A 21192-nucleotide genomic window follows, 5' to 3' on the forward strand; every position below is an offset into this window, starting at 1 on the left:
GCGCAAGCCGCGTCGGCGGACAGCGCGGTGAACCTGGCGCAACGCGGTGACGCCTGACGCGGCTTGCGCCGCTGCTGCAGGGTCAGCGGACCACGATGCCTTGCTTGGCCATGAACGCCTTGGCTTCAGGCACGGTGTACTCGCCGAAGTGGAAGATACTGGCGGCCAGCACCGCGCTCGCGCCGCCCTGGATCACGCCATCGGCCAGGTGCTGCAGGTTGCCCACCCCGCCGGAGGCGATTACCGGAATGCCCAACGCGTCGCTGATGGCGCGGGTCACGCCCAGGTCGAAGCCGTTCTTCATGCCGTCCTGGTCCATGCTGGTCAGCAGGATCTCACCCGCGCCCAGGCCTTCCATCTTCTGCGCCCATTGCACGGCGTCCAGGCCGGTAGGCTTGCGACCACCGTGGGTGAAGATCTCCCAGCGCGGCTCTTCGCCGGGCCCCGAGACCTTCTTCGCATCGATGGCCACCACGATGCACTGCGAGCCGAAGCGCGAAGCCGCCTCACCGACGAACTCCGGGTTGAACACCGCAGCCGTGTTGATCGAAACCTTGTCCGCACCGGCATTGAGCAGGTTGCGGATATCCGCCACCGTGCGTACGCCGCCGCCCACGGTCAGCGGAATGAACACCTGGCTGGCCATGCGCTCGACGGTGTGCAGGGTGGTGTCACGGCCATCGACACTGGCGGTGATGTCCAGGAAGGTGATCTCGTCGGCGCCCTGCTCGTCGTAGCGCCGGGCGATCTCGACCGGGTCGCCGGCGTCGCGGATGTTCTCGAACTTGACACCCTTGACCACTCGGCCGTTGTCCACGTCCAGGCAGGGGATGATGCGTTTGGCCAGGGCCATGGGGAATCTCCGATTGGATGGGGAGCGAGCTGCTGGCGGACGCGGCTTGCGCCGCTGCTACAGGGGGCCGCGTCCAGCCGTTACGCGTTGTACGAATCGCAGAATGCCTGGGCCTCGGCGACGTCCAGGGTGCCTTCGTAGATGGCGCGGCCAGTGATGGCGCCGATGATGCCCGGCGCCTTGGCATCCAGCAGGGCACGGATGTCGCCCAGGTTGTGGATACCGCCGGAGGCGATCACCGGGATCTTGGTCGCGGCCGCCAGAGCAGCGGTGAAGGGCACGTTGCAGCCCTGCATCATGCCGTCCTTGGCGATGTCGGTGTAGACGATCGCCGACACGCCATCGGCCTCGAACCGCTTGGCCAGGTCGATGACCTGCACCGTGCTCACTTCGGCCCAGCCGTCGGTGGCGACGAAGCCATCCTTGGCGTCCAGGCCGACGATGACCTTGCCGGGGAATGCACGGCAGGCCTCGGCGACGAACTCGGGCTGCTTGACCGCCTTGGTGCCGATGATCACGTAGCTCACGCCGGCCTTGACGTAGTGCTCTATGGTTTCCAGCGAGCGGATGCCACCGCCGATCTGGATCGGCAGGTGCGGGTAGCGCTTGGCAATGGCAGTGACCACATCGCCATTCACCGGCTGGCCTTCGAAGGCGCCGTTGAGGTCGACCAGGTGCAGGCGACGGCAGCCGCCATCGACCCACTTGGCGGCCATGCTCACCGGATCGTCCGAGAACACCGTGGAATCTTCCATGCGGCCCTGGCGCAGGCGCACGCAGGCACCGTCTTTAAGATCGATAGCGGGGATAATCAGCATCTGCAAAAACCTTCGAAGTCGGTGAACGGCGATGCTCGGAAGTCAGTTCTTCTCGAGCGCCCACAGGTCGCTCTCGATGCTTTCGAACCTCTCGCTGAGGTGCGCCTGCACATCGAAAATCGCCCTGTTGTAATAGTGTGGAGCCATTTCGCGGGTGAACAGCTCGAGCACCTCGAGGGCCTCGAACGAACCCAGGTCGAGATCGAAGCGGTCACGCATGAACCGCTTGATCTTCTCGGCCGCTTCGCTCTCCTGCTCCGGCGTCAGGGTAAGAATGGGCGGCTTGCTGGCCTTGCCCATTACCAGCGTCCATCCCAGGCTGCGAAATTCTGCAGCAGCTGCAGGCCATGGGTATGGCTCTTCTCGGGGTGGAATTGCACGGCGAAGCGTGACCCCTCGGCCAGTGCCGCGGCGAAGTCGCGACCGTAATGGCCGCGCCCCACCACCTGGCCCGGCTTGCCGGCCTCGATGTAATAGCTGTGCACGAAGTAGAAACGCGCCAGGTCGGGAATGTCGTGCCACAGCGGGTGATCCACCGCCTGCTGCACTTCGTTCCAGCCCATGTGCGGGACCTTCAGGTGCTCGCCACCTTCATGCAGGTCCTTGCCGAAAAAGCGCACCTTGCCGGGAAACACGCCGATGCAGTCGACGCCGGCGTTTTCTTCGCTGTGCTCCATCAAGGCCTGCATGCCAACGCAGATACCCAGGAAAGGACGGTCCTGACTGACTTCGCGCACCAGCGCATCGAAGCCCAGGCGACGGATTTCAGCCATGCAGTCGCGAATGGCGCCGACACCGGGAAAGACCACGCGGTCGGCTTCACGAATGACATTGGCGTCACTGGTGATCAGCACCTTGCCGGCACCGACATGCTCCAGAGCCTTGGCCACCGAGTGCAGGTTGCCCATGCCGTAGTCGATTACCGCGACGGTCTGCATCAGAGCACGCCCTTGGTCGACGGCATCTGCCCAGCCATGCGTTCGTCGACCGCGACGGCCATGCGCAGCGCGCGGCCGAAGGCCTTGAACACGGTTTCGATCTGGTGATGGGTGTTGTGCCCACGCAGGTTGTCGATGTGCAGGGAGACATTGGCGTGGTTGACGAAGCCCTGGAAGAACTCCTGGAACAGGTCGACATCGAAGCCGCCAACGGTGGCGCGGGTGTAGGGTACGTGCATCTGCAGGCCGGGGCGGCCGGAGAAGTCGATGACCACGCGCGACAGCGCTTCGTCCAGCGGGACGTAGGCGTGGCCGTAGCGAAAGATGCCTTTCTTGTCGCCGATGGCCTTGGCGAATGCCTGGCCCAAGGTGATGCCGACGTCCTCCACGGTGTGGTGGTCGTCGATGTGCAGGTCGCCCTTGCACTCGATGTCCAGGTCGATCAGCCCGTGCCGGGCGATCTGGTCAAGCATGTGCTCAAGAAAAGGAACGCCGATATCGAATCGGGCCTTTCCGGTGCCATCCAGGTTGATCGAGGCTTTGATCTGGGTTTCCAGAGTGTTGCGCTCGACGAACGCGATACGTTCGGCCATCACCAGCTCCGCAAAATCGTTGGGCGAAAAAGGTGATCATTATAGGCACGCAGGCGGGAAACGGGAACAGAAGAGGGGGGAAAGGATGATCTGCGGTGGCCTTTTCGCGGCCACTGACCGCTCCTACGAGATGTCGTAGGAGCGGTCAGTGGCCGCGAACGGGCCACCGCCGATTCAAGCATCTACATCAATGAAACAGCACCGCCGTCTTCTGCAGGGTCACCCACACACCCCACGCCAACGGAATGCCCACGGCCAGCCAGGCAGCGATGGCCAGCGGCTTGGAAGCCGGATTGGCCTTCCACTCCAGCACGGTCGTGCCGTCTGCACCTTTGTCATGGCCCAGCGCCTGCTCGGCCTTGAGCTCGGCATCGGTCATGAAGTACTTGTCGGCCACCGGACGCACCAGCGCGTTGCAGATGAAACCCAGCACCAGCAAACCGGAGAGGATGTACAACGTGGTGTCGTACACGGCCGCGCGCGGAACACCCTGCGCCAGTTGGTAGTCACGCAGGTTGGTCACCAGCACCGGACCCAGCACACCGGCCACGGCCCAGGCGGTCAACAGGCGACCGTGGATGGCGCCGACCATCTGCGTGCCGAACAGGTCGGCCAGGTAGGCCGGAACCGTGGCGAAGCCGCCGCCGTACATCGACAGCACGATGCAGAAGGCTGCCACGAACAGCGCGATGCTGCCCGAATGACCCAGGGTCGGTACCGAGGCGTACAGTGCCACGCCCAGGGCGAAGAACACGAAGTAGGTCACCTTGCGGCCGATGTAGTCGGAGAACGAAGCCCAGAAGAAGCGTCCACCGATGTTGAACAGGCTGAGCAAGCCGGTGAAGCCCGCCGCGATGGCAGCGATCTGCGCCAGTTGCGCCGAGTCCAGCTGGTTGAACGCCAGGTCCACGCCCAGCAGCTTGCCGCCGAACACTTCCTGCAGCAGCGGCGAAGCCATGCCGAGGATGCCGATACCTGCGGAAACGTTGAGGCACAGTACCAGCCACACCAGGGCGAACTGAGGCGTCTTCCAGGCCACGTTCACGTGTACGTGGCGGTTGGTGATCATGCCCTTGGCCTTCTTCGCCGGAGCGACGTAGCCTTCAGGCTTCCAACCGGTAGGCGGCACCCGGTAGGACAATGCGCCGCCGATCATGAAGACGAAGTAGATCGCCGCCATCACCAGGAAGCTCTGCCACACGCCGACGCTGGTAGGCGAGGCGAAATGGCCCATCAGTACCGCTGCCAGCGGTGCGCCCACCATGGCGCCGCCACCGAAGCCCATGATCGCCATGCCGGTAGCCATGCCGCGCTTGTCCGGGAACCATTTGATCAGGGTCGATACCGGGGAAATGTAGCCCAGCCCCAGGCCGATACCACCGATCACGCCCGAGCCCAGCCACATCAGCCAGATCTGGTGGGTGTAGATACCCAACGCGGAAATGACCAGACCACCGCACCAGCACAGTGCCGAAACCACACCGGCCTTGCGCGGCCCGGCGTGTTCCAGCCAGCCACCCCAGATGGCTGCCGAGCAGCCCAGGAAGATGAAGAACAGTGTGTAGATCCAGCTCAGCATCGACACCGACCAATCACAGGACGATGAAAACACTTGGCTGAAGAAGCTCATGTCGGGCGCGCACGCCACTGGCGCGGTAATACCGATCGCCTTGGACAATGGCAGCCAGAACACCGAAAAACCGTACGCCATGCCGATGCACAAGTGAATGGCCAACGCTGCTGGTGGAACCAGCCAGCGGTTGAAGCCAGGCTTGGCGATGATCCGCTCCTTGGACAGGAATCCTGGCTGGGCACCCACGCCGCCGCCCGAAAGACTACTGCTCATTTTGTAACCCCCGTTGATTTTTGTAGTTCAGCTGTCTGCACACAAATGCGCCCACATTCTTCACGCGCGTTGGCGATCGATTGTTTTATCGGCAGCACTTGGCAAATCGCGACATAAAGTCGCAGCGGACAGTTGAAGGGGCGGAGATTACCACTAGATGTAACCAATGGAAGCAAACTGCTATCCCTTTATCGCGATGAACTGCCAGGTGGTTGGCAAAATCCCCCTGAATGGCTCGGCAGTCGCCTGATGGAGCGGTGAAACCCACGGCCCAAAGCGCTTGGGCGACCTTCACGAAGCGACCGTCGACGCCCAGTGAAATGGCACCGACGGACCGCCCACATCGCCAGTCGCACAACGTTATACTCTCCCGCTAACTTCCAAAATTCGGACTAAAGGACTCGCCCATGAAAGCGTTCGGCAAAATCCTCGGCCTGTGCATTCTCGGTCTGTTGTTGATTCTGGTGGCCCTGGGCTTCGCCCTCACCCACCTGTTCGACCCCAACGACTACAAGGACGAGATTCGCCAACTGGCACGGGACAAGGCTCACGTCGAGCTGACCCTCAACGGGGATATCGGCTGGAGCCTGTTCCCATGGCTGGGCCTGGAACTGCACGACGCCAGCGTGGCCACCCTTGCCAACCCCAAGGCACCCTTCGCCGATCTGCAGATGCTCGGGCTGTCCGTGCGCGTGCTGCCGCTGCTGCGCAAGGAAGTGCAGATGAGCGACGTACGGGTCGAAGGCCTGAACCTGTCCCTGGAACGTGATGCCAACGGCCACGGCAACTGGGAAGACATCGGCAAGCCGCTGCCCGTCACCACGGCCGACGCCACCGACCCGAATGCACCGGCAGTCACCGAGCCGGGCAAACCGCAGGCGCCCTCGCGCCCGCTCAAGCTCGACATCGACAGCCTGACCGTGAACAACGCCCGCGTGCAGTACAATGACGTACGCACAGGCCGCATGTACACCGCCGAAAGCATCCAGTTGAGCACCGGCGCCGTCCATGAAGGCGCGGACATTCCGCTGAAACTCACCGCTTTCCTGGGCACCAACCAGCCGGTCGTGCGGGCCCGCACCGAGCTTGCCGGCGAGCTTCGCTTCGACCGCGTGCTCAAGCGCTACCAGCTCGAAGACATGCGCCTGAGCGGTGAAGCCTCGGGCGACCCGCTGCAGGGCAAGACCGTGACCTTCAGCGCGCAGGGGCAGTTGCTGCTCGACCAGTCCGCCAACGTCGCCGAATGGACCGGCCTCAAGCTGGCCGCCAATCAGCTGCGCGCGCTGGGCGAACTGCGCGTGCGCAATCTGGACAGCGACCCTCAGCTCACCGGCGGCCTGTCGATTGCCGAGTTCGACCTGCGCGCGTTCTTCGACGGCATCGGCCAACCGCTGCCGGCGATGGCACCGGGCAGCCTCGGCAAGTTCGAGCTGGTCAGCCGCCTGCAGGGCACCCGCGACAGCCTTGGTCTGGAAGACCTGACGCTGAAACTGGACGACAGCACCTTCACCGGCCGCATCGCCGTGGACGATTTTGCCCGCCAGGCCCTGCGCCTGCAGCTCAAGGGCGACACCTTCAACGCCGATCGCTACCTGCCGGCCAAGACCGAGAAGGCCGCCAATGCCAGCGCGGCGCGCCAGGCCGAAGTGCAGAACAGCGAAGCGGCCGCAGTCGCCTCGGGCGAATCACCGCTGCCGGAGCCCCCAACCCGCGGCGCCTGGAGCGATGACCGCCTGCTGCCCGTGGAACGTCTGCGCGCTTTGGACGTGCAGGCCGACCTGACCATTGGCCAACTGACCCTGAAGGGCCTGCCTGTGCACAACGCCACCCTCAAGGCACAGGGCCAGGGCGGTATGCTGACCCTGCAGACCCTGGCCGGCGGCCTCTACAACGGCAGCTTCAACACCCAGGGCACGCTCGACGTGCGCCCGGACATGCCGCTGCTGGCATTGCAGACACGCATCGACAAGGTGCCGGTGGAAAACTTCATCAAGACGCAGAACGCCAACCCACCGCTGCGCGGCCTGCTGAACCTCAACAGCAACCTCAGCGGTTCAGGCAACAGCCAGAAGGCCCTGGTCGAATCGCTCAACGGTACCGCCAGCTTCGTCCTCAACGACGGCGTGCTGGTCAACGCCAACCTCGAGCAGCAGATCTGCCGCGGCATCTCGGTGCTCAACCGCAAAACGCTCAACGGCGAACCGCGCGGCAAGGACACGCCGTTCAAGGAGCTCAAGGGCAGCCTGGTGTTCCGTAACGGTGTGGCCAGCAACCAGGACCTGCTCGTACGCATCCCCGGCCTGACCGTGAAGGGCAACGGCGACGTCGATCTGCGCGTGCTGGGCATGGACTACCGCATCGGTGTGGTGGTCGACGGCGAACAAGGCACCAGCGCCGACCCGGCCTGCCAGGTGGGCGAGCGCTTCGTCGGCGTCGAGCTGCCGCTGCGCTGCCGCGGCCCGCTGGAGATGGGCGCCAAGGCCTGCCGCATCGACCGTGACGGCTTGGGCCAGGTCGCCGCCAAGCTGGCCGGCGACCGTATCCGCGACAAGATCGACGAGAAGCTCGAAGAAAAACTGGGCGACAAGGTCGATCCAAAACTCAAAGACGCATTGCGAGGTCTGTTCAACCGATGAGCCCCGAGCAGTTTTCCAGCGCCGTGCTGGAATGGTACGACCGCAATGGTCGGCATGATCTGCCCTGGCAGCAGGGCATCAACCCGTACCGGGTATGGGTGTCGGAAATCATGCTGCAGCAAACCCAGGTCAGCACGGTGCTGAACTACTTCGACCGCTTCATGGCCGCGCTGCCCACGGTGCAGGCGCTGGCCGAGGCGCCGGAAGACGAAGTGCTGCACCTGTGGACCGGGCTGGGCTATTACACCCGCGCGCGCAACCTGCAGAAAACCGCGAAAATCGTGATGACCGAGCACGGCGGCGAGTTTCCCCGCGACGTCGAGAAACTGGTCGAGCTGCCCGGTATCGGCCTGTCCACGGCCGGCGCGATTGCCAGCATCAGCATGGGCCTGCGTGCGCCGATCCTCGACGGCAACGTCAAGCGCGTGCTCGCCCGCTACACCGCGCAGGAAGGCTATCCAGGCGAGCCGAAGGTGGCCAAGGCGCTGTGGGCCACCGCCGAACGCCTGACTCCGCAGACCCGGGTGAACCACTACACCCAGGCAATGATGGACCTGGGCGCCACGCTGTGCACCCGCAGCAAGCCCAGCTGCCTGCTGTGCCCGCTGGAAAAGAGCTGTGAAGCGCACATGCTCGGCCTGGAAATCCGTTACCCGGTGCCCAAGCCGCGCAAGACCGTCCCGCAACGCGCAACGCTGATGCCCCTGCTCGCCAACCGCGACGGCGCCATCCTGCTCTACCGCAGGCCCTCAACGGGCCTGTGGGGCGGCCTGTGGAGCCTTCCGCAGCTCGATGATCTGAGCGACCTCGATCACCTTGCCGACCAGCACGCACTGCACATGCTCGCACGCCGTCAATTGCCAGCCCTGACCCACACTTTCAGCCACTTCCAGCTGGCCATCGACCCCTGGCTGGTGCAGGTCGAACAGACCGCCCACCACGTGGCCGAGGCCGACTGGCTCTGGTATAACCTCGCCACACCGCCGCGCCTGGGCCTCGCAGCCCCGGTGAAGAAGCTGCTGCAACACGCAGCCGACGCCTTGAACGCAGGAGATCTGTAATGACCCGCACCGTACTGTGCCGCAAGTACAAAGAAGAACTGCCTGGCCTGGAACGCCCCCCCTACCCCGGCGCCAAGGGCGAAGACATCTACAACCACGTCTCCCAGCAAGCCTGGGGCGACTGGCAGAAACACCAGACGCTGCTGATCAACGAGCGCCGCCTGAACATGATGAACGCCGAAGACCGCAAATTCCTCCAGGGCGAAATGGACAAGTACCTGTCCGGCGAGGAATACGCCAAGGCCGACGGCTACGTACCACCCGCCGAATAACCCAGCAAAATCGTAAGCGACGGTAATGATTAAAATTTTTTTCGACATCACGCTTGACGACCCGTCGAAAAACCAGTTTAATGCGCCCCGTTGCCCAGATAGCTCAGTCGGTAGAGCAGGGGATTGAAAATCCCCGTGTCGGCGGTTCGATTCCGTCTCTGGGCACCACTAATACCGAGAAACCCCTGAATCGAAAGATTCAGGGGTTTTTTATTGGGCGGGATTTGGGGGCGAGGCACGCACATCTTTTTGCAGATCAATCTGCGGTGCAGACACTCGATCGGCCTGGGTGCGGCTTACGCCTACATACGCTGTTACTTATCAACGCGGGTAACGCCTGTACCTTCCTCGACTCTGGGCTATCTTGATTCCCGTATGGCCTTACCTCTCGAAAGACACCGGGAGCCCCCTCGATCAACGGATTGATCGGCAGTGAGAACAAGGAGTCACTATGCGTTTCGATGGCACATTCGAAGAGCTCAAATCACAGCTCGAAAGCATTTTGCCTGCAGGCGAATGGCGGGTGATCAACGACAATCAATGTCAGTTCAAGACCCTGGGCAAGGGCATTCTCAATTGGTACCCCTCTACCGGAACCCTCCACTTCCAGGGCAAGCCGCATGCAGCGGCGAAACTGCAGGAAATGGTCGGTCCTCTACTCGACAGCCAGTACGGCAGCTCATCCATCCCATCCCTGGGTGCAGCGCAGATGGTTGCGGAACTCTCCGAGGTTCCCCCATCAGATACGTCCTACTTCATCGACGACACCTATTCAGACTCCGAACTCATCATCGGCCTGGTCGGCACCATCGGCACTGATCTGCCTGAAGTCTCGAAGCTGATCGGTGACAGGCTCAAGATCTTCGGCTATGAAACCAGCTGCATCAAAATCTCGACGGATGTCATCGCCAGCATTGGCTGTCCGGCCCAGACCACCAGTGAATATGAGCGCATCAGCAGCTACATGGAAGAAGGCAACCGGCTGCGCAAGGACAGCCAGGACAATGCCATCCTGGCCCTTGGCGCGGCGGCCCAGATCAACAAGCTGCGCAGCGAGTCCGCCCCCATGCGCCGCCGGGCGTTCATCATCAACTCGCTGAAAAGTCCTGCCGAGGTCGAACGCCTGCGCAAAATCTACTCCGATGGTTTTTTCCTGGTCGGTGTCCATGCGGACTCGGCGCGGCGTCACGAGTACCTCGTCAAAGATCGCTCGATGACCGAACAGCAGGCTTCCCGACTGATCGAGCGCGACGCGGACGAACGCGACGAGCATGGGCAGCACACGCGCAACACCTATCACCTTTCGGACTTCTTCATCGACTACGACGGCAACTCGGACGCGCTCAAGAAGCAGACCTGGCGAATCCTCGATCTATTGTTCGGGCGTCCCTACATCACGCCCACGTTCGATGAGTACGCCATGTTCATGGCATTTTCCGCATCGCTGCGTTCGGCCGATCTCTCGCGCCAGGTCGGCGCCGTGCTGACCAAAGACCGCTGCATCGTCGCCACCGGCGCCAATGACGTGCCCAAGGCACACGGCGGGCTCTATTGGCCTGAAAAAGACCCGGAAAGCCATGGCATCGTCGACACGCCGGATGGACGCGACTACATGCGCGGTCTGGACTCCAATGCCTCGCACAAAAAGCTCATCGTCGACGAAATCCTTGCGGTGATTCCTGCGCAGTACCAGGAGGAACTGGCGCCCTTGATCAAGAAAAGCAGAATCAAGGACATCACTGAATACGGTCGCGTGGTGCATGCCGAGATGGAAGCACTGCTTTCCAGTGCCCGTTCAGGCACTTCCTGCGCGGGGAGCGATCTCTACTGTACGACGTTCCCCTGCCACAACTGCGCCAAACATATCGTGGCGGCAGGTATCAAACGAGTCGTGTATGTAGAGCCCTATCCGAAAAGCAAGGCGTTGGAATTCCACTCGGATTCGATCTCACTGACGAAAAACCACACCAATGTCGTTTTCGAACCATTCATAGGGGTTGGTCCTCGCAGCTTCTTCAATTTGTTTTCCACCAACCTCGGTAGCGGCTACCCTGTCGCTCGCAAGAATGAAGATGGCGAAGTCGTGGAATGGAAAGAGGGCGACGCGAAACTGCGAACCCAGATGCACCCCTGGTCTTATGTAGACCGGGAATCGACCGCGGCGAGCCTGCTGTCCAGCTACTTGGAGAACAAATGACATGACCAGTAAAAAACAGGCGTTTCTCGACCATCTCTCTGCGTGCCGCCAGACGGTTGCGCAGTGGCCTCAGTGGAAGCAGGATTTTTTCAAACCTGTTGCAGCCGCCCAGATACAGACCGCCAAAGCGAAGCAGCCGGACAACCGACCCTCCTGATGCAGTGCACCGGGCTGGGTTGCTCCTGGCGCGGCAGTCGCAGAAACAACAANTGAGTTACCCGCCTTGCGGCGGCTGGAGACGATCAGCCCAGCGACGACCACGGCGATGGCCAGGCCACCGGTGGCGAGGATTTCCACGCGGTGGTCTTCGCGCAGGGCCATGGTGGTGAGCACCGCGACGATGAACAGGATGACCAGGTAGGTGAGGCCGGGAAACAGCCACATCTTGAAGTCGATCTTCTCACCGGCCAACTCGCGCTTGCGGCGCATGCGCAGTTGCGACACGGCGATCACCAGGTACACCAGCAGCGCGATGGCGCCAGAGGTAGCCAGCAGGAAGTCGAACACCGCCGCTGGGGCGACGTAGTTGGCGATCACGGCCACGAACGCGGCCGCGGTGGACATCAGCACGGCCACCGACGGGGTACCGGACTTCGAGGTTTTCTGCGCGGCAGCAGGCGCGTCGCCGCGCTTGCTGAGGGAGAACAGCATGCGCGACGCGGTGTACAGCGCCGAGTTCAGGCAGCTGGTCACGGCAACCAATACCACGATGTCGACGATCAGCTTCGCGTTGGGAATGCCGATCAGCTCGAGAACGGTCTGATACGAGCCCAGCTCGGCCAGACGCGGGTCGTTCCACGGCACCAGGGCCACCACCAGGAAAATCGAAACCAGATAGAACAGGAAGATCCGCCAGATCACCGAGTTGGTGGCCCTGGAGATCTGCTGACCGGGGTTCTTCGATTCGGCGGCGGCGATGGTGACGATCTCGGTACCCATGAACGAGAACATGGTGGTGAGCATGGCGGCGACGACGGCACCCAACCCGTTGGGCATGAAGCCCATGGTGTCGGTAAGGTGGCTGACACCGCTGACCTGGCTGTTGGGCATGAAGCCGAACACGGCGCCCAGGCCAACGACGATAAAGGCAATGATTGCCAGCACCTTGATCAGCGCGAACCAGAATTCGAATTCGCCGTAGTTCTTCACGCTGAACAGGTTGGTCACCGTCAGCACCAGGGTGATCAACAATGCGAACACCCAATGCGACACGCCGGGAATCCAGGCATGCAGGATCGAGGCGGCGGCGTTGGCTTCCAGCGGAATCACCAGCACCCAAAACCACCAGTACAACCAGCCGATGGAAAAACCGGCCCAGTGACCGATGGCACGGTCGGCGTAGGTGGAAAACGACCCAGTGTCCGGCGAGGCAACGGCCATTTCACCGAGCATGCGCATGACCAGCACCACCAGGCTGCCGGCAGCAGCATAGGCCAGCAGCACGGCAGGGCCGGCAGCGGCGATGGCGTGCCCGGAACCTACGAACAGGCCGGCACCAATGACACCGGCGATCGACAACATAGTTACATGACGCGGCTTGAGTCCCTGAGCGAGACCTGTGGAATTCTGCGTACTCATAAAACTACCTTTGCGAAGAATAGCGTTCTGTCCGGCGGTGATCGCGAGCCTTGTGCAAAGTCCGCTACACCCCGTTCCTTATCTTTTACGCAAAAATTGCGCCAAATTGTACCAAGGTATATCCTGCCGCCCTGAAACGGACCTCTTGGCCATTCGTGCCAACAGATTGAATCTGTTGAGGTTTGCTTTGCGGGCTGAGACGGATTACCGAACTACTCAGCGTGGGGCGATATGCCGCACCAAAAAACGACGCCGGTAACACCTCCGCACAAAAACAGTGCAACCTAAAGGCGCAACTTTTGCATGGGCTCTGTATGGCTCAGGTGCAACTTCGTGCGACCTGCCTCTTATCGCGCTGCCACATTCAAGCCGCATTCGCGCTTTCCTCCACTGGGCAAAACTGGCAACATCGCGCCTTTTTTATCGCGCCCTGCCCGTCCGACGTTCCTGCTGCGGTGCCTTCGCACATCGCGCCAGGCAGATCGGACACAAGCTGCAAGTCCAGCCTCGCCATCCGCGCTATGCTAGCTTTGCGCTTGGCTGTTCACTTCGGTGACGGCAGGCCGCACCCGCCTATATGAGGACCGCACATGGCTCAGGCCACGCCCGCTCTGGAAATCCGTAACCTGCACAAGCGCTACGGTGCACTGGACGTGCTCAAGGGCATATCGCTGGTCGCCAACGACGGCGCGGTGATTTCCATCCTCGGTTCGTCCGGCTCCGGCAAGTCGACCCTGCTGCGCTGCATCAACCTGCTGGAAAACCCCCATCAGGGAGAGATCCTGGTGGCCGGTGAAGCGCTCAAGCTCAAGGCCGCCCGCAACGGCGAGCTGATCGCCGCCGACAGCCGCCAGATCAACCGGCTGCGCAGCCAGATCGGTTTCGTCTTCCAGAATTTCAACCTGTGGCCGCACATGAGCGTGCTCGACAACATCATCGAGGCACCGCGCCGCGTGCTGGGGCAAAGCCGCGCCGAAGCGATCGAAGTGGCTGAGGCGCTGCTGGCCAAGGTGGGTATCGCCGACAAGCGCCACGCCTATCCGAACGAGCTTTCCGGCGGCCAGCAACAACGTGCAGCGATTGCCCGCACCCTGGCCATGCAGCCCAAGGTTATTCTGTTCGACGAACCGACCTCGGCGCTGGATCCGGAAATGGTCCAGGAGGTGCTCGCGGTTATTCGCAACCTGGCCGAAGAAGGCCGTACCATGCTGCTGGTGACACACGAGATGGGCTTTGCCCGGCAGGTCTCCAGCGAGGTGGTGTTTCTGCATCAAGGTCTGGTGGAAGAGCAGGGTACGCCCGAGCAAGTATTCGACAACCCCTTGTCGGCGCGCTGCAGGCAGTTCATGTCCAGCAACCGCTAACGGAGCAATAACAATATGAGCATGAAGAAAATCTTCCTGGCGGTTGCCGCCACACTGCTGGTCAACGGCGCCGCCATGGCTGCCGAAAAACTGAAAATGGGCGTGGAAGCGGCCTACCCACCGTTCAACAATAAGGACACCAGCGGCCAGGTCGTGGGCTTCGACGTCGACATCGGCAAGGCCCTGTGCGCCAAGATGGAAGTGGAATGCGAAATCGTCACCTCCGACTGGGACGGCATCATTCCCGCACTGCAGTCGCAGAAGTTCGACTTCCTGGTGTCGTCGATGTCGATCACCCCCGAGCGCTCGGAAGTGGTCGACTTCACCAACCCCTACTACAGCAACAAGCTGCAGTTCATTGCCAAGAAGGGCGATGACTTCAAGACCGACGGCGACAGCCTCAAGGGCAAAGTCATCGGCGCCCAGCGCGCGACCCTGTCCGGCACCTGGCTGGAAGACAAGTACGGCATGGATGTCGACCTCAAGCTGTACGACACCTCTGAAAACGCCTTTCTCGACCTGAGCAGCGGCCGCCTCGACGCCATCCTGGCCGACAAGTACGCCAGCTACGATTGGCTCAAGAGCGACGCCGGCAAAAATTTCGAGTTCAAGGGTGACGCGGTCGAGCAAAGCGACAAGATCGGCATTGCCGTGCGCAAGGGCGATGCCCTGCGCGACAAGCTGAATGCCGCGCTGCAGGAAATCATTGCCGACGGTACCTACAAGAAGATCAACGACAAGTACTTCCCTTTCAGCATCCTCTGACAGCCCGGCGGGCGTTGGCCTACACGGCCGATGCCCGCCCCTGAACAAGCCTGCCCATGAACATCGATCTCTATGGCTTCGGCCCTGCGCTTGCCGCAGGCGCGCTGATGACCGTCAAACTGGCCCTCAGCGCTCTGTGCCTGGGGCTGCTGCTGGGCCTCGCCGGTGCCCTGGCGAAAACCTCCGGCAACCGCCCCCTGCAATGGCTCGGCGGTTTCTACTCGACGCTGGTACGCGGCATCCCCGAACTGCTGTGGGTGTTGCTGATCTACTTCGGCACCGTCAACGGCCTGCGCAGCATCGGCCTGGCGCTGGGTGTCGGCAGCCTGGAACTCAGCCCCTTCGCCGCCGGCGTCATCGCCTTGGGCCTGTGCTTCGGCGCCTACGCCACTGAAGTGTTCCGCGGCGCCATCCTGGCCATCCCCAAGGGCCACCGCGAAGCCGGCCTGGCCCTGGGCCTGAGCACGTCGCGCATCTTCATTCGCCTGGTGCTGCCGCAGATGTGGCGCATCGCCCTGCCGGGGCTGGGTAATCTGTTTCTGATTCTGATGAAGGACACCGCCCTGGTGTCCGTCATCAGCCTGGAAGAGATCATGCGCAACGCGCAGAACGCCGTCACCGTCAGCAAACAACCGTTCACCTTCTATATGGTTGCCGCCCTGATGTACCTGAGCCTCACCGTGGTCGCCATGGTTGCCCTGCATTTCATGGAGAAACGCGCCTCGCGCGGCTTCGCGAGGGCCTCGCAATGAACTGGGAAGTGATCATCAAGTGGCTGCCGCGCCTGATGCAAGGCGCCACCCTGACCCTCGAGCTGGTGGCCATCGCGGTACTCGCCGGGCTCATCCTGGCCATCCCGCTGGGTATCGCCCGCACCTCGAAAAAGTGGTACATCAGCGGCCTGCCCTACGCCTACATTTTCTTCTTTCGCGGCACTCCGCTGCTGGTGCAGCTGTTTCTGGTGTACTACGGGCTGGCGCAGTTCGACGCGGTGCGCGAGAGCAGCCTGTGGCCGTACCTGCGCAGGCCGTTCTGGTGCGCCGCCGGGACCATGACCCTGCACACCGCCGCCTATATCGCAGAAATCCTGCGCGGGGCGCTGCAAGCCATACCCAAGGGCGAAATCGAAGCCGCCCGCGCCCTCGGCATGTCCCGCAGCAAAGCCCTGCTGCACATCATGCTGCCACGCGCCGCACGCATCGGCCTGCCGGCCTACAGCAACGAAGTGATCCTGATGCTCAAGGCCAGCTCGCTGGCCAGCACCGTCACCCTGCTGGAACTCACCGGCATGGCCCGCACGATCATCGCCCGTACCTACCTGCCGGTGGAAATCTTCTTCGCCGCCGGCATGTTCTACCTGGCCATGTCGTTCGTGCTGGTGCAGGGCTTCAAACTTCTCGAGCGCTGGCTGCGCGTGGACGCGTGCCAGGGCCGCTGACACTGCAAGGCGACCAGCTGCGTGAGCGCTTTCACGCGCTGGACGCCTTTCTGGCTGCCCACGTCGACCTGTGGCGGCCCAAGCCCTTCACCCAATTGACCTTACCTTGGGAAGCGAAACATCCCGAGCTCGCCACCTGGCTGCGCACCCGCACCCTGGCCGAGGCCGAGGCTGTGCATAACTCGCTGCTGGAACTGGACGCCCCGGCGCCCTTTCCCGCTTTAGCCCAGCAGGCGCATGCGCTGGCCGCGGTAGGTCCGCTGCCGACCAATTTTTTGCCCACTGCGCGCCACCGCCTCAACGTCGATGTACCCGGCCGCAAATGGCAACAGATCGAAGCCTTCGCCGCTGCCCTGCCCTTCGCCAACTCCACCAGCCACTGGCTGGACTGGTGCGCCGGCAAAGGCCACCTCGGCCGCCGACTGCTGCGCAACGGCCAGCAACTCACCTGCCTGGAACACGACCCGGCACTGGTGGCCAGCGGCGCCCAGTTCAGCACCCATCACGCCTTGCCCGCACAGCACCACCTGCAAGACGTCATGGCCGACGATCTGCGCCTGCCAGCCTCAAGCACACCCGTCGCCCTGCATGCCTGCGGCGACCTGCACGTGCGACTCATGCACTGCGCCACCCAGGCAGGCTGCCAACACCTGGCCTTCGCACCCTGCTGCTACAACCGCACCCACGGCGCCTATCGCCAACTATGCGCCGAACCCTCGGCGCTCTCCCTGACCCTCGAAGACCTCGGCCTGCCCCTCGAAGCCACCGTCACCGCCGGCGCCCGCGTGCGCCGCCAGCGTGACCACTCCATGGCCCGCCGCCTGGCTTTCGACCTGCTGCAGCGCGAACAACGCCGCATCGACCACTACCTGCCCTGCCCCTCCCTGCCCGCCGCCTGGCTGGACAAACCCTTTGCCGATTACTGCCACGACCTTGCAGCGCTGCAGAGCGTAACTATTGGGCATGCCGTGAATTTCGATAAGCTTGAAGCGCGCGGCTGGCAACGACTTGCCCAAGTCCGCAACCTGGAACTGCTACGCGGCCTGTTTCGCAAGCCCTTGGAACTGTGGCTGGTGCTCGACCGCGCCCTGTACCTGCAAGAGCGCCAGTACAGCGCACAGGTCGGCACCTTCTGCCCGGAAACCCTGACCCCACGCAATCTGATGATCATCGCCGAACGCCTCTGAAGCGTGCGCAACCTGTGGATAACTCTGTGGGTAGAAATGTTGCGCAGTGCATTGAGTCTGCGTTTGAACGCCAGGCTGAAGATCAGTCATTTTTCGTTCATGTCCGTTTCGCCTGCGAAAACAGTAGCTTGCGAACGATGTCATCAAACCGACCTAAACGCCGAGCGGTTGCTGGGGTTGGCACGCCAAATGTGCATAAGCACTGGCGGGTTAAGAGCTAAAGGCGAAGAAATTATGCCGCAGGGGGGTTTACTCGGCCGATCGAATAGCTATAATCAGCGCCCTCACTTGCCGGTATAGCTCAGATGGTAGAGCAACTGACTTGTAATCAGTAGGTCCCGGGTTCGATTCCTGGTGCCGGCACCATACAAAACAAGGGCTTGCAGCGATGCAGGCCCTTTGTTTTTGTCTCGCACGTAACAACGCACGTAACAAGCATGCAAATTTGGGCCGTAGCAGCTTACGAGGGACCGTCTGTGCCGTGGATTGACGATGCGCTGCGTGTGTTAGGACTGAACTGGCTCAACGGCTTGATTGCCATCGCAAGCTTCTTTTTTGCGTTTTTGTCGTATGTCTGGACCCGTCGGCGCACTAAGTTGGCCTACGTATATGTAGGCGAACATCTGCTGGGCAGCGCTTCAGATACGCTTCCGCCTGCGATAGTCGTTCAGTACAACGGCATCAGCATTCCTAGGCTGACCAAAACTGTGGTCGTAATTTGGAACGATGGCGAAAACCCCATCACTGCAGACAATTTGGTTGCCAGTGATCCGCTGCGGCTGGAGATCGGTGGAGAAGGAGAAATACTATCAGTAGCAGTTTTAAAGAAGACTCGTGAGGTCACTAATTTCAGGTTGGCCGACTTGGCCCCCCAGCTATCAAAACAAGCGCCGCTTACGTTCGACTTTCTAGACGCGAACGACGGTGCGGTAGTGGAAATTTTGCACACTAGTACCGAACGGAAACCTCGGCTGCTTGGTACGCTGATTGGCCTTCCCAAAGGATTTACAAACCTAGGGCAGTTCACCCGGCCCAAGCCTAGACGGAAGTCAAAAAATAAAATTGTTGCGAAACTGAGCGCTTGGGTTTTTTCGCCGTTATTTGTAGCCGCCGCTGGTTTTTTGATAGCGGTCTATGGCCCTCGTCCCGCTTTCCTTTTTGACCTCCCAAGCTCTTCGTTGTCCGCCATGTTAGGCGTTGTATGCGGCTTTTTGACTACGTGGGCTTTCCACAGTTGGGCATCTCGTCGGAGGTATCCAAAGAGCCTCGATCTCGAAGCATTAGAGTGAGGCAGCTGCAAGAGACTCAGTGACTGCGGCGGTACCCGTAATGACGCAGCAATGCGGACGCCTTTCTTGTATGTATTTTTCTAGGTCAGCATCCGGGCTGATTTGTCTACGCCCTTACCTTCTGCCTGAACTGCTTGCTAAGCAGCGACCCTCAACCTAACAGCAGCCGCTGCCAATGGTCCTCTCCTACAATGGCAATAGATGCACCGGCATTGCGTAGCTCCACTGCTTTCATGATCTTTGTACCGTACGTACTGTGCCGCCACTGCTCATTACCAATGCTTCCCACTACCAAGTAATGGACTTTCTTACTGACCCCGCAACCGATCACTCCACCGCGCTCCTCCACCAAAGCCTGACAGTTCTTACGCGGTCCGAAAGCCATGACACCTGTAAACACAAATACACGGCCCTCCCACACCATATTCGGCGCTGGTGCATCAAATGGCAGATCGTTAGGTGCAACGGCCGCAGGTTGGCCCGCGGTGGGCTGCGAGATGGGCAATCCGGCAAAGCCATGCAGCAGATTTAGCAACTCGAATGACTCATCTTCATCCAGCACATTGTCCTTGAGCATGCAGGAGAGACGCGAATAAAGCAGGTTGATGACCGGGTCATTCAGATGAGCTACGTGTGTTTCGAGCCATTGTTTGAGGAATACCGCCTCGCATGTGTCAACCATACCATCGGCAGTCAAGCCCGCTGCAATACCTACCAAGGCATCGGCAGCACGACGGTCAATGCGAGCGTTGTGGAAAAAACGACTGTTAACAAATTCTTTATGCAAGTCCATGGCATGAATTCCTTTCGAAGAGATACGATCTGATGGAACAAAAGCGGCTGGCGTCGTCTGCAGGGTTCGCTCCGCCTAGTTATTTATGTTTTGCCCAGTCGTTGATAGACTTAACTGCAGGAACGGATACTCATAAGTAGCATCTGAAGCATTGAAAACGCGATAACAAGCCTAAGACAGCCCGGTCTAGTGCGTAGTGCAGTAGCGCTGTGACGCATTGATCGGCTCTCCCTCACTTAGAACGAATGTGGTACTCACGATTTGAGATAGGTGAACTCTAGCGCCAGTCATTGAGTTTACCTGCCTGATCACACCGTCCTTGGTGCGAGAGAAACGAACTTACTTAGAGGGCTGACTTATCGCAACTATCGTCATACGCATTTGTGTATCAGAATTTGAAGCGGCTCGATTGATTACGTGCTGAACCACGAAGACTCGAGCGTAGCGCGTCGCTTTAACCCGCGCAAAACTTGCTTCCATCACCTCACCCCACCCCCAACCTCCCCAACCACTCCTCATACCGCCCAGGCCATTCCTTGGTCGGCGCATCGCCCCTCCCCAACCCAAACCCATGCCCGCCTGTCGCATACCGATGCATCTCCACAGCCACCCCACGCTGCTCACAAGCCGCAGCCATGATCAGCGTGTTGTGGGGATCAACCACCGAGTCATCCTCCGCCTGCACCAAGAATTCAGGGGGTGTGCTGCCAGTCACCCGGTTCTGCACAGACCACTTAGCCTCTTCTGCCGCCGACGCATCTGCCCCCACCAATACCTTGTGAGTCGAGGTATACGTATAAGGCCGCTCCAACGTAATGGGTGGATAGATCAACGCCGCCCCCTCAGCGACGGCGGGTATCGAATCGATGCTGTCCTGCGCGGCATACGTCTGAGAGTCGCCCAGCGTCGCGGTCATGCCCATCAGATGCCCGCCCGCTGAAAAGCCCAGCAGGGTCACATGCTTTTCTCGGCTGCGAACGATGCGCAGCGCGCGTTGTGCATCTTGCAGCGCGACGATGTTGCCGTCGTTCCAGCCTTCACTCGGCAAGCGGTAGGCCAGCACATAGGCGGTATACCCGCGCTCGTTCAGCCACTGCGCCAAGGGCCATCCCTCGATGCCGAGTTCGATTCGTTTGTAGCCCCCACCGGCAGCGACGATCACGGCTTTTCCATTGGGTGTGGCGGGTTTGAAGATCTGCAGGTATGGGCGGGTGACATTGCTCAGAGAGCCATGGGATGTAAGCGTGTTATCTCCCGACGGTCCGCCTCCGCCTGGCGGTACGCCGCTCCACAGCTCGACTGTTTCGCTGTTGGCCGGTGGATCATTGGCCTGAGCGGCGGCCAGTTTCAACATCAGCATGGCAGAGCCGGCGCCCAGGATGAAATTGCGGCGATTCATGAAAGCTCACTCAGTCGGTGGACGAGAATTTCTTAAGCACCCTAGTATCTTGTTTGGTGCTTGAGGAAAGCTACCTCACTTTCGACCGACCGCACTGAGCTCCGCATATTTTTCAAGCATTCATGATCGACGACTCACTATCGCCTTACGCTAACCTGTGCCCAT

19 protein-coding genes, 2 tRNA genes and 1 pseudogene are annotated in these 21192 nt (G+C 61.1%); 13 read left to right on the forward strand and 9 right to left on the reverse strand.

Annotated features, from left to right (window positions below; translation table 11 throughout):
- Positions 1 to 82: 82 nt before the first annotated feature.
- From hisF to IFT75_RS20690, 6 genes are all read right to left on the reverse strand, one after another.
- Positions 83 to 853 (reverse strand): imidazole glycerol phosphate synthase subunit HisF, encoded by a 771-nt coding sequence (hisF, locus tag IFT75_RS20665; RefSeq protein WP_043191638.1) that lies wholly within the window; start codon positions 851 to 853, stop codon positions 83 to 85.
- Positions 854 to 933: 80 nt separating this feature from the next.
- Entirely contained in the window at positions 934 to 1671 is a 738-nt protein-coding gene (gene hisA / locus IFT75_RS20670) for a 1-(5-phosphoribosyl)-5-[(5-phosphoribosylamino)methylideneamino]imidazole-4-carboxamide isomerase (protein ID WP_192056561.1), read from the reverse strand.
- Positions 1672 to 1713: 42 nt separating this feature from the next.
- The gene (locus tag IFT75_RS20675) at positions 1714 to 1971 is read right to left on the reverse strand and encodes a DUF2164 domain-containing protein (RefSeq protein WP_122480565.1); all 258 of its coding nucleotides are present in this window, start codon (positions 1969 to 1971) and stop codon (positions 1714 to 1716) included.
- Complete coding sequence (gene hisH / locus IFT75_RS20680) at positions 1971 to 2609, reverse strand: imidazole glycerol phosphate synthase subunit HisH (RefSeq protein ID WP_122795890.1); 639 nt, start codon at positions 2607 to 2609, stop codon at positions 1971 to 1973. Before hisH ends, IFT75_RS20675 begins: the two co-directional genes overlap by 1 nt.
- Positions 2609 to 3202: an imidazoleglycerol-phosphate dehydratase HisB gene (hisB, locus tag IFT75_RS20685; protein WP_043191647.1), complete on the reverse strand. Its 594-nt coding sequence runs from the start codon at positions 3200 to 3202 to the stop codon at positions 2609 to 2611. Before hisB ends, hisH begins: the two co-directional genes overlap by 1 nt.
- Positions 3203 to 3389: 187 nt before the next feature.
- Positions 3390 to 5048 (reverse strand): OFA family MFS transporter, encoded by a 1659-nt coding sequence (locus tag IFT75_RS20690; protein ID WP_122480567.1) that lies wholly within the window; start codon positions 5046 to 5048, stop codon positions 3390 to 3392.
- Positions 5049 to 5455: 407 nt separating this feature from the next.
- On the opposite strand from IFT75_RS20690, the gene IFT75_RS20695 reads away from it, so the two are divergent.
- The 6 genes from IFT75_RS20695 (at position 5456) to IFT75_RS21335 (ending at position 11371) form a co-directional block, all read left to right on the forward strand.
- The gene (locus IFT75_RS20695; RefSeq protein ID WP_192056563.1) at positions 5456 to 7684 is read left to right on the forward strand and encodes an AsmA family protein; all 2229 of its coding nucleotides are present in this window, start codon (positions 5456 to 5458) and stop codon (positions 7682 to 7684) included.
- Entirely contained in the window at positions 7681 to 8745 is a 1065-nt protein-coding gene (mutY, locus tag IFT75_RS20700) for an A/G-specific adenine glycosylase (protein WP_192056565.1), read from the forward strand. Before IFT75_RS20695 ends, mutY begins: the two co-directional genes overlap by 4 nt.
- Entirely contained in the window at positions 8745 to 9017 is a 273-nt protein-coding gene (locus IFT75_RS20705) for an oxidative damage protection protein (RefSeq protein ID WP_043191657.1), read from the forward strand. Before mutY ends, IFT75_RS20705 begins: the two co-directional genes overlap by 1 nt.
- 92 nt (positions 9018 to 9109) lie before the next feature.
- Positions 9110 to 9185 (forward strand) — tRNA-Phe (locus tag IFT75_RS20710).
- Between the two features lie 283 nt (positions 9186 to 9468).
- Complete coding sequence (locus IFT75_RS20715) at positions 9469 to 11214, forward strand: anti-phage dCTP deaminase (RefSeq protein WP_122480570.1); 1746 nt, start codon at positions 9469 to 9471, stop codon at positions 11212 to 11214.
- Position 11215: 1 nt separating this feature from the next.
- Positions 11216 to 11371, forward strand: a complete 156-nt coding sequence (locus tag IFT75_RS21335; RefSeq protein WP_163007701.1) for a hypothetical protein — start codon at positions 11216 to 11218, stop codon at positions 11369 to 11371.
- 53 nt (positions 11372 to 11424) lie between these two features.
- Here IFT75_RS21335 and gabP read toward each other — a convergent pair.
- A pseudogene (gene gabP / locus IFT75_RS20720) lies at positions 11425 to 12792 on the reverse strand (GABA permease); the annotation flags it as partial.
- A 590-nt stretch (positions 12793 to 13382) separates the two neighbouring features.
- Here gabP and IFT75_RS20725 point away from each other — a divergent pair.
- The 7 genes from IFT75_RS20725 to IFT75_RS20755 all read left to right on the forward strand — a co-directional run bounded on the left by IFT75_RS20725 (position 13383) and on the right by IFT75_RS20755 (position 18835).
- Positions 13383 to 14156, forward strand: coding sequence for an ABC transporter ATP-binding protein (locus IFT75_RS20725; RefSeq protein ID WP_192056566.1), 774 nt, complete (start codon positions 13383 to 13385; stop codon positions 14154 to 14156).
- A gap of 15 nt (positions 14157 to 14171) precedes the next feature.
- Positions 14172 to 14921 carry an ABC transporter substrate-binding protein gene (locus IFT75_RS20730; RefSeq protein WP_122480573.1) on the forward strand — a complete coding sequence of 250 codons (750 nt, stop codon included), beginning with the start codon at positions 14172 to 14174 and terminating at the stop codon, positions 14919 to 14921.
- A gap of 56 nt (positions 14922 to 14977) precedes the next feature.
- Complete coding sequence (locus IFT75_RS20735) at positions 14978 to 15673, forward strand: ABC transporter permease (RefSeq protein ID WP_122714457.1); 696 nt, start codon at positions 14978 to 14980, stop codon at positions 15671 to 15673.
- Complete coding sequence (locus tag IFT75_RS20740; RefSeq protein ID WP_192056568.1) at positions 15670 to 16359, forward strand: ABC transporter permease; 690 nt, start codon at positions 15670 to 15672, stop codon at positions 16357 to 16359. The genes IFT75_RS20735 and IFT75_RS20740 overlap by 4 nt, the downstream gene beginning before the upstream one ends.
- The gene (locus IFT75_RS20745) at positions 16344 to 17546 is read left to right on the forward strand and encodes a methyltransferase (RefSeq protein WP_342214392.1); all 1203 of its coding nucleotides are present in this window, start codon (positions 16344 to 16346) and stop codon (positions 17544 to 17546) included. The genes IFT75_RS20740 and IFT75_RS20745 overlap by 16 nt, the downstream gene beginning before the upstream one ends.
- A gap of 290 nt (positions 17547 to 17836) precedes the next feature.
- Positions 17837 to 17912 (forward strand) — tRNA-Thr (locus tag IFT75_RS20750).
- 71 nt (positions 17913 to 17983) lie between these two features.
- A complete protein-coding gene (locus IFT75_RS20755; RefSeq protein WP_192056570.1) occupies positions 17984 to 18835 on the forward strand; it encodes a hypothetical protein in 852 nt (283 codons plus the stop codon).
- A gap of 151 nt (positions 18836 to 18986) precedes the next feature.
- Here the strand turns inward: IFT75_RS20755 and IFT75_RS20760 are convergent, their stop codons facing one another.
- On the reverse strand, positions 18987 to 19628 hold the full coding sequence (locus tag IFT75_RS20760) for a BRCT domain-containing protein (RefSeq protein WP_192056571.1): 642 nt from the start codon (positions 19626 to 19628) through the stop codon (positions 18987 to 18989).
- A 484-nt stretch (positions 19629 to 20112) separates the two neighbouring features.
- Positions 20113 to 21027, reverse strand: a complete 915-nt coding sequence (locus IFT75_RS20765) for an alpha/beta hydrolase (RefSeq protein WP_192056573.1) — start codon at positions 21025 to 21027, stop codon at positions 20113 to 20115.
- Between the last annotated feature and the right edge of the window lie 165 nt (positions 21028 to 21192).

This window comes from Pseudomonas sp. CFBP 8758 (genome assembly GCF_014841725.1).
Classification (GTDB): domain Bacteria; phylum Pseudomonadota; class Gammaproteobacteria; order Pseudomonadales; family Pseudomonadaceae; genus Aquipseudomonas; species Aquipseudomonas baltica.